Here is a 7770-nt window from a genome sequence, read left to right as displayed (position 1 = left end):
CTTGCCTATTCCAAGACCCGCCCTGTCCGGGACGGGCTGAAACAGCAGAAAAACGCCAAAGCAAAAGCAGCCTACCGACAGAAGCACGAAAGCGACTTTATCATAGCAGACGCAGCCGCCCGCTATTTCAGGGAGAACGACATTTCCAAGCTGCCGAGTTATAAAGCCCTGCAAGCAGAGATTGAAACCCTTATCAAAGAGAAAAACAGCGGCTACAACGATTACCGGGCAAAACGGGAGGAATACCGCCGCTTACAGACTGTCAAGGGCAATATCGACCAGATTTTACGACGGGAACGCAAGCCTGTGAAAAGGCAGGAACAAGAGCGATAAAAACCACCCAAAAATGTACCCGAACCCATACAGAACAAGGGGGCTGCCCCGTACCCTATCCGCAATACCAAAGGATTTTTTAACGGGCTTACAGGGCAGAAAAACCCCGAAAATGATACCGAGATGATACAGAATTACCGCCGATACCGCCACACCAGCGGAAACGGCAGAAAGGAGCGCACCCATGCCAAGAATGAGCAAGAAACGGCGGCTGGAATGGTCTTTTTTCCTGCGGCAAGTGAAAGTCGGGAATACCACCTGCGACCGTATCACATACAACGACCTCTGCCGGGGCTGTACCCATAGCTGCAAGCAGAGCTTCCGGGCGGTTATCATACTCTGCCCCCGCTACTACTCCAAACGCCGGAAAAAGGAGGACAGGGACAATGGCAGATAACCGCAAGTATTACTACCTCAAGCTGAAAGAGAACTTTTTTGACAGCGACTCCATTGTGCTGCTGGAAGATATGAAAGACGGGATTTTATATTCCAATATCCTCTTGAAGCTGTACTTAAAATCGCTGAAAAACGGCGGGAAGTTGCAGCTTGACGAGCATATCCCCTACACAGCGCAGATGATAGCGACACTGACCCGCCACCAGATAGGGACAGTTGAGAGGGCTTTAGAGATTTTCCGGCAGTTGGGGCTTGTGGAGCAGCTTGACAGCGGGGCTTTCTATATGACCGATATTGAGCTGATGATAGGACAGTCCTCTACCGAAGCCGAGAGGAAACGGGCTGCAAGGCTGGAAAACAAGGCACTTTTACCGCCCCGGACAAAAGGCGGACATTTGTCCGACATTCGTCCACCAGAGATAGAGATAGAGAAAGAGATAGAGATAGAAAAAGAGAGAGAGGGAGAAACGGGACACCCCGCCCCTGCCGTTTATGGCAGATACAACAATGTGATACTGACCGATACAGAGCTTTCCGGGCTGAAAACAGAGCTGCCCGACAAGTGGGAGTATTATATTGACCGGCTTTCCTGCCATATCGCTTCCACCGGGAAGCAGTACCACAGCCATGCAGCCACCATTTACAAGTGGGCGCAGGAGGACGCTGCCAAAGGCAAGGCTGCCCCGAAACAGGGCATACCCGATTATTCATGCAAGGAGGGCGAGAGCTTATGAAAAACGAGATTGAAGCTATGATTACGGACATTACAACCACTACCGCCGAAGCGGAGGACTACACAGGCGAGGACGGGCTTTTATACTGCGGCAAGTGCCATACGCCCAAAGAAGCCTACTTTGCAGAGGGAAAGACCTGTTTCGGGCGTGACCGCCACCCAACAGACTGCGACTGCCAGCGGGCAGCCCGTGAAAAGCAGCAAGCCGCCGAAAGCCGACAGAAGCACCTTGAAAAAGTGGAGGACTTGAAACGCCGGGGCTTTACCGACCCCGCTATGCGGAACTGGACATTTGAGCATGACAACGGCAGAAACCCGCAGACCGAAACCGCCCGCTTTTATGTGGATAGCTGGGAAACCATGCAGGCTGAAAATATCGGCTACCTGTTTTGGGGCGGTGTGGGAACAGGAAAAAGCTACCTTGCCGCCTGTATCGCCAACGCCCTTATGGAAAAAGAGGTTGCCGTCTGCATGACAAACTTTGCAACAATACTCAATGACCTTGCCGCCAGCTTTGAGGGCAGGAACGAATATATTTCCCGCCTTTGCAGCTACCCTCTGCTGATACTTGATGATTTTGGTATGGAGCGAGGGACAGAGTACGGGTTGGAACAGGTTTACAGCGTGATTGACAGCCGTTACCGAAGCGGCAAGCCGCTGATCGCCACGACCAACCTCACGCTGGAGGAATTGCAGCACCCGCAGGACACACCCCACGCCCGTATCTATGACAGGCTGACTTCCATGTGCGCCCCCGTCCGCTTCACGGGCAGCAACTTCCGAAAGGAAACCGCACAGGAAAAGCTGGAACGCTTAAAGCAACTGATGAAGCAGCGAAAGGAGAGCCTATGACAGAAACCAAACAGACAAGCACCACCAAAACAGACCGCCGCCCGGACTGTGTAACGGAAATCCGCATGGGCAACTCCGTCCTTACCGTTTCCGGCTTCTTCAAGCAGGGCGCAACCGACACCGCAGCCGACAAGATGATGAAAGTGCTGGAAGCGGAAGCTGCTGCCGGACATACACCACCGTTCAGCGCATAAGTGATGACATGGAAAAGCGGTCACGCCGGGGAGCATGACCGCTGGAATATCAGTAACAACTTTATTTTTTCCGAAGTTTCAACTCAATGCCTTTTGGAGCAGCTATATCCTGCAACAGTTTTGCGATAACAGAAGCCTGTTCTTTCTTCCCCATACTTTGAAAATCCTTATCGGATTTAACTGTTTGCAAGATATTTTCAATTTCTTTAATCGTTAAGAGATTGACTGCAACACAGAATAGATTTTTTCTGCGCCCGTCATTATAGTGTGACAAGAGGAAATCCAATAATTTGCGCTTTTCTTCCTGTTCAGCATTATAGGCGGGAATCCCTATCTGGCTGGCTTTTTCCATGTCATTCATTTGATTCTGATGAGTTATAAAAGAATCAAAATCATCTATATGAGCGTATTTGTCACAAGGGAAGCTGGTACACTGAAAGCAATATTCGATTTTCCCATGTTCAATACTGCACTTTGCGATTTTACAACTTTGATTATCAACGCCGCAACCGGAACAATGCCCTGCCAAATTCATAGGACACAATTTACAATTTAGACCACAAAGAGAAAGGTACTGATTGTTACGGACAAACCCTTTCATTGTCACACCCCCTTGTATTGATTAGCTCCATTTTACCATAAGAACAAGAGTTTTTCTACTATGCAATCCCAATCATCTGCTACACAAAAAATAGCAATTTGACCGACCATAAAGAAGCAGATTTGACGCTTTTGCCGCTATACAGACAGCCGCCCCATGTGGTACAATCAAGGTACGGAATAGTGGGGCTGGCTGTCGGAAACGGAGGATTTTATGTTAAGACAGACCAACCAACAACCAATTACCGCCCTTTACCCAAGACTTTCCCATGAGGACGAGCTGCAAGGCGAGAGCAATTCCATTTCCAATCAGAAGCGTATCCTTGAAACCTATGCAAAGCAGAACGGCTTTTCTAATCTGCGCTGGTACACGGACGACGGTTATTCTGGTGCGAACTTTCAAAGACCCGGTTTTCAAGCCATGCTTGCGGATATTGAAGCCGGAAAAGTCGGGACAGTTATCGTAAAGGATTATTGTGCGATAATAGGACTAAATCAGAAAGACCTTGAAAATCAAGGCATTCTGGCTTAGTCCCTTCTTTTTTTGACCGAAAACAAAGGACTTTCACAATAATCAAGCAAGCCGGAGGGTGCTGCTGCACACTTCCGGCAGAAGGAGGATATAGTGGGTGCTATCAAAGTCTTCTTGAAGGAGGTTGCGCTTCCAATCGCGCTTGCGTTCTGCCTCGCGTCATTTCTCAAGCCGATCTATATACCTGACGGCGTATGTGACTACTTCCTTATGTGGATCTGCGTCGGCTTGCCATTCGGCATCCGGAGGATGTGCCTCTGGCTCGTTCCCAGCGGCTACGGTATCTCCGGCTCAGTCGGCATCTTCGCATTGAACTTAATCATAGGCGGTCTCATCGGAGGACTCGCCTTCTTCATCGGGCTGCTGCTCGGTGTCATTCATACCATCCGAGAAATCATCTGAACTACATCGTAAACGAAGAGGGTTTGTTTCTTCTCCAATTTGGAGTAAGAAGCAAACCCTCTTTTTTTGTTGCCCAAAAGCCGGAATATTTGCTGGCGATGCGGCGAAGGAAAGGAGTTTTTAAGCATGAAACGCATGACAGCCGGTGATCTGCAAGCACTCGAATTGCTGATGCAGACCACACCCGGCTTTGAGCATTTTGACAGCGGCGCGGATGGCATTCTCCCTGAGTGCCGAAGCTGTCGATTTCATCGTCCCTTCTGGAAATATCAGTCCTGCGTGTTTGCAGAGTGTCCCTACTGCTGCAAGCCCGTTTCTACTCTCAAAAATCAAAATGGCACATCTGCTGCCGGAAAGGAAGTCAGTCATGAATAACAAAATCGAAGTCTTCAAGAATGAACAGTTTGGAGAAATCCGAACAGCCCTGATCGAAAACGAGCCGTGGTTTGTGGCGGTAGACGTGTGCAGGGCTTTGGAGATCGGCAATTCGTCACAAGCCATTTCACGGCTGGATGCGGACGAGAAGATGATTACCCTCATTTCAAATGAGGGTAATAAACGAGGCAATCCCAACATGACGGTGGTGAACGAACCTGGACTTTACACGCTTATTCTGAGCAGCCGTAAGCCCGAAGCCAAAGCCTTCAAACGCTGGATCACACATGATGTCATCCCCATGATCCGCAAGACCGGCGGCTACATGACGGACTCCCTTCTGGAACGTATTCAGAAGGAACCAGCGGTCATTGTAGAGTTCGCTCAAGCGTTGATTCTGGAAAAGAATCGCGTGAAGGCTCTTGAGTGTGAGCTGAACACGGCAAAGCCCAAAGCCGATTACTACGACGCCTTCATCAATCCGGATGACTGCACCAATATCCGAACGACGGCGAAGGAACTGAAAATCCCAGAGCGCAAGTTCGTCCAGTTCCTTCTCAAAGAAAAGTACCTGTTCCGATCTCCTTCCGGGCAGCTTCTTCCCTACAACAAGGACAGCAATGCCGGACTGTTCATCGTCCGCGATTTTGTGACGTACTGCTACACCGGTTCTCAGACCTACTTCACGCCGAAGGGCAAGGAGGTCATCCGAATGAAGTTCCAGAAAAAGTGCGGCGAAGAGCTGCTTCCCAAGATAGCAAGGTGATTTTCGTGGCAGTCTATCGCGTAAACAAAAATCGTGGCTATACCGTCATGGCGAACTTCCACCTCCGAGACAAGAGCCTGTCACTCAAGGCAGTCGGGCTACTCTCAAAGATGCTCTCGTTTAATGATGGCTGGAAGTTCTCAACCAAGGGACTTTCTGCAATCTGCAAGGAAGGTCCGGATGCCATTCTCTCCGCGCTCCGTGAGCTTGAAAAGCACGGCTACCTTGTCCGGCACCGGCAGAGAGACGGTAAAGGCAGGATGAGCAACACAATCTTTGAGATATACGAAGAGCCGCAGGAGTCTACACCAGAACGGGAAAAGCCACACACGGAAAATCCATGTGTGGAGAAGCCAGATGTGGATAATCCACGCGGGGATAAGTCCGCACAAATAAATACTGATCAAGTAATTACCCAAGAAAGAAATACTCTCTCAATGAACTATCAATCCATCAATCTTGATGGGATGGACAGGATGGATGAGCGAAGCGAGTATGAAGAGATTATCAAAGAGAATCTTGACTACGACATTCTCTGTCAGGATCCGAAGTTCGATAAAGACCGGTTCCGGGAGATCATGGACATCATGCTGGATGCCGTCTGTTCCACCGCGCCGACTATCCGCATCAATGGCGAGGATATGCCGCAGCAAGTGGTAAAGTCCCGCTTCCTCAAGCTGAATAGCAGCCATATTGAGTACGTTCTGGACGCAATGAACAAGAACCCGTCAGACATCCGTAATATCCGGGCGTACCTGTTGACCGCTCTGTATAATGCCTCTCTGACGATAGACAATTACTACTCCGCGCTCGTCAATCATGATTTCTACGGGCAGGACAGATCGGCAGGGTCAAAGAAGCCGAAGACCTACGATTATAGCCTTTGTGAAGACACTCTTTAATGAATACCATCGTGAGCATTGCTCGGAAAGGAGGACAGTGTAAATGAAAATCATCCATCTCCGGATTGTGCCGCCTTAGCTGTGGCAGCAGTCCCCATAATCATTCCAACGAAAGGAGGTAAACGCCGCAATGCAGGATGAAGTCAACACCAAAGTTGTTGCAATCATGATCAAGGGCGGCAAAATCTCAGCCGAGGTGCTGAAAAAGGCACTGGACAAGTTCGTGCAGGAGATTGAGAAGGCGCAGAAGCAGATGCAGCAGCCAAAAACCTATCGCGGCAAGCAGTCCATCAAGCATCTGATGAGCCAGAATGCCGCCATCTCCAACATTGAAGTGACGGATGGCAATATCAAGTCCTTTGAGCGGACTGCCAGCAAATACGGTCTGGACTTTGCACTCAAGAAGGACGTTTCCGTTGAGCCGCCCAGCTATCTTGTCTTCTTCAAGGGGCGGGACGTTGATGTGATGACCGCCGCCTTCAAGGAGTTCTCCGCCAAAACCGTCAAGCAGAAGGAACAGCCGTCTATCCGGCACAAACTGGATCAGGAGAAAGCCCAGAGCAAAGCGCAGCACAAGGAGAAGGTCAAGGTCAAAACCAAGGATCGGGGTGTGGAGCTGTGAACAAACCCGATGTGAAGAAGCTCATTCTTCTGAACCTTCCGTATGTCTTCGCCTTCTATTTTGCGGATAAGATTGCCGCCGTATTTCGTCTCGCTCCCGGCGCAGAGTTCATCGACAAGCTGACAAACGGCTTTGCCGTGTTCGGCACTGCCTTCGCAAATCCGCTGCCCAGCTTTCATCCCGTCGATCTGCTCATCGGGTTGATTGCCGGTGCGTTGCTCAAGCTGGCGGTCTACGTCAAAGGCAAGAACCGCAAGAAGTTCCGGCAGGGCGAAGAATATGGATCTGCCCGCTGGGGCAAGCCAGAGGACATCAAGCCGTACATGGACCCGGAGTTCTCCAACAACGTCATTCTGACGCAGACGGAGTTCCTGACCATGAACAGCCGCCCGAAGCAGCCGAAATACGCCCGCAACAAAAATATCCTTGTCATCGGCGGTTCCGGCTCAGGTAAGACACGCTTTTTCGTGAAGCCGAACCTGATGCAGATGCACAGCAGCTATGTTGTGACTGACCCGAAGGGTACGGTGCTGGTGGAGTGCGGCAAAATGCTTGAAAAGGGCGGCTACGTCATCAAGTCGCTGAACACCATCAATTTCCGGAAATCCATGCACTACAACCCTTTCAGCTACATCCGCAGCGAGAAGGACATCCTCAAGCTGGTCAATACGATCATCGTCAACACGAAGGGAGATGGCGATAAGTCCGGCGAAGATTTCTGGGTCAAGGCGGAAAAGCTCTACTACACAGCTCTCATCGGCTACATCTGGTACGAGGCACCCGACCACGAGAAAAACTTTACTACCCTGCTCGAAATGATCAATGCCTCGGAAGCCAGAGAGGACGATGAGACCTTCAAGAACCCTGTGGATGTCATGTTCGACGAGCTGGAAGCCCGCGATCCTGACCACTTTGCGGTCAAGCAATACCGCAAATACAAGCTGGCGGCGGGTGTTGTATGCTCTAAAAGACTTCTTAATCAAGCAGTTGGGAAGTCTCTTAGAACACACAACCTAAAACCGAAGAAAGGAGCGCAAGTTATGAGAAAAAATGAGAAAATCAC

General features: G+C 50.1%; 12 protein-coding genes and 1 pseudogene. 12 read left to right on the top strand and 1 reads right to left on the bottom strand.

Translation table 11 applies throughout. The features are described 5' to 3' along the window. From I2C21_RS17090 to I2C21_RS17070, 5 genes are all read left to right on the top strand, one after another. The coding region (locus tag I2C21_RS17090; RefSeq protein ID WP_502709465.1) for a hypothetical protein at window positions 1–333 on the top strand (333 nt) is incomplete at its 5' end. 184 nt (window positions 334–517) lie between these two features. Then, window positions 518–730 (top strand): hypothetical protein, encoded by a 213-nt coding sequence (locus I2C21_RS17085; RefSeq protein ID WP_005927784.1) that lies wholly within the window; start codon window positions 518–520, stop codon window positions 728–730. Then, window positions 720–1463, top strand: a complete 744-nt coding sequence (locus I2C21_RS17080; protein WP_117783661.1) for a phage replisome organizer N-terminal domain-containing protein — start codon at window positions 720–722, stop codon at window positions 1461–1463. The genes I2C21_RS17085 and I2C21_RS17080 overlap by 11 nt, the downstream gene beginning before the upstream one ends. Next, window positions 1460–2314: an ATP-binding protein gene (locus I2C21_RS17075; protein WP_117783660.1), complete on the top strand. Its 855-nt coding sequence runs from the start codon at window positions 1460–1462 to the stop codon at window positions 2312–2314. Before I2C21_RS17080 ends, I2C21_RS17075 begins: the two co-directional genes overlap by 4 nt. Then, entirely contained in the window at window positions 2311–2508 is a 198-nt protein-coding gene (locus I2C21_RS17070; protein ID WP_009320846.1) for a transposon-encoded TnpW family protein, read from the top strand. Before I2C21_RS17075 ends, I2C21_RS17070 begins: the two co-directional genes overlap by 4 nt. Before the next feature lie 61 nt (window positions 2509–2569). On the opposite strand, the gene I2C21_RS17065 is transcribed toward I2C21_RS17070, so the two are convergent. Continuing rightward, a complete protein-coding gene (locus I2C21_RS17065; protein WP_117783659.1) occupies window positions 2570–3109 on the bottom strand; it encodes a DUF3795 domain-containing protein in 540 nt (179 codons plus the stop codon). A 213-nt stretch (window positions 3110–3322) separates the two neighbouring features. Here I2C21_RS17065 and I2C21_RS17060 point away from each other — a divergent pair. From I2C21_RS17060 to I2C21_RS17030, 7 genes and pseudogenes are all read left to right on the top strand, one after another. Beyond that, a pseudogene (locus tag I2C21_RS17060) lies at window positions 3323–3580 on the top strand (recombinase family protein); the annotation flags it as partial. Between the two features lie 153 nt (window positions 3581–3733). Further along, window positions 3734–4042 carry a DUF6050 family protein gene (locus I2C21_RS17055; protein WP_195279865.1) on the top strand — a complete coding sequence of 103 codons (309 nt, stop codon included), beginning with the start codon at window positions 3734–3736 and terminating at the stop codon, window positions 4040–4042. Between the two features lie 126 nt (window positions 4043–4168). Continuing rightward, complete coding sequence (locus tag I2C21_RS17050; RefSeq protein ID WP_119214433.1) at window positions 4169–4417, top strand: hypothetical protein; 249 nt, start codon at window positions 4169–4171, stop codon at window positions 4415–4417. Continuing rightward, window positions 4410–5183 (top strand): BRO family protein, encoded by a 774-nt coding sequence (locus I2C21_RS17045; protein ID WP_119214434.1) that lies wholly within the window; start codon window positions 4410–4412, stop codon window positions 5181–5183. The genes I2C21_RS17050 and I2C21_RS17045 overlap by 8 nt, the downstream gene beginning before the upstream one ends. After that, window positions 5180–6085: a DUF6017 domain-containing protein gene (locus I2C21_RS17040; RefSeq protein ID WP_195279864.1), complete on the top strand. Its 906-nt coding sequence runs from the start codon at window positions 5180–5182 to the stop codon at window positions 6083–6085. Before I2C21_RS17045 ends, I2C21_RS17040 begins: the two co-directional genes overlap by 4 nt. 130 nt (window positions 6086–6215) lie before the next feature. Beyond that, on the top strand, window positions 6216–6707 hold the full coding sequence (locus I2C21_RS17035; protein WP_005934796.1) for a PcfB family protein: 492 nt from the start codon (window positions 6216–6218) through the stop codon (window positions 6705–6707). Next, the coding region (locus tag I2C21_RS17030; RefSeq protein WP_353654838.1) for a type IV secretory system conjugative DNA transfer family protein at window positions 6704–7770 on the top strand (1067 nt) is incomplete at its 3' end. The genes I2C21_RS17035 and I2C21_RS17030, both read left to right, overlap by 4 nt.

It is taken from the genome of Clostridium sp. J1101437_171009_A5, assembly GCF_015547905.1.
Lineage (GTDB): Bacteria > Bacillota > Clostridia > Oscillospirales > Oscillospiraceae > Pseudoflavonifractor_A > Pseudoflavonifractor_A gallinarum.
Note: the sequence above shows the minus strand (reverse complement) of the source record. Positions and strands in the feature narration are given on the sequence as shown.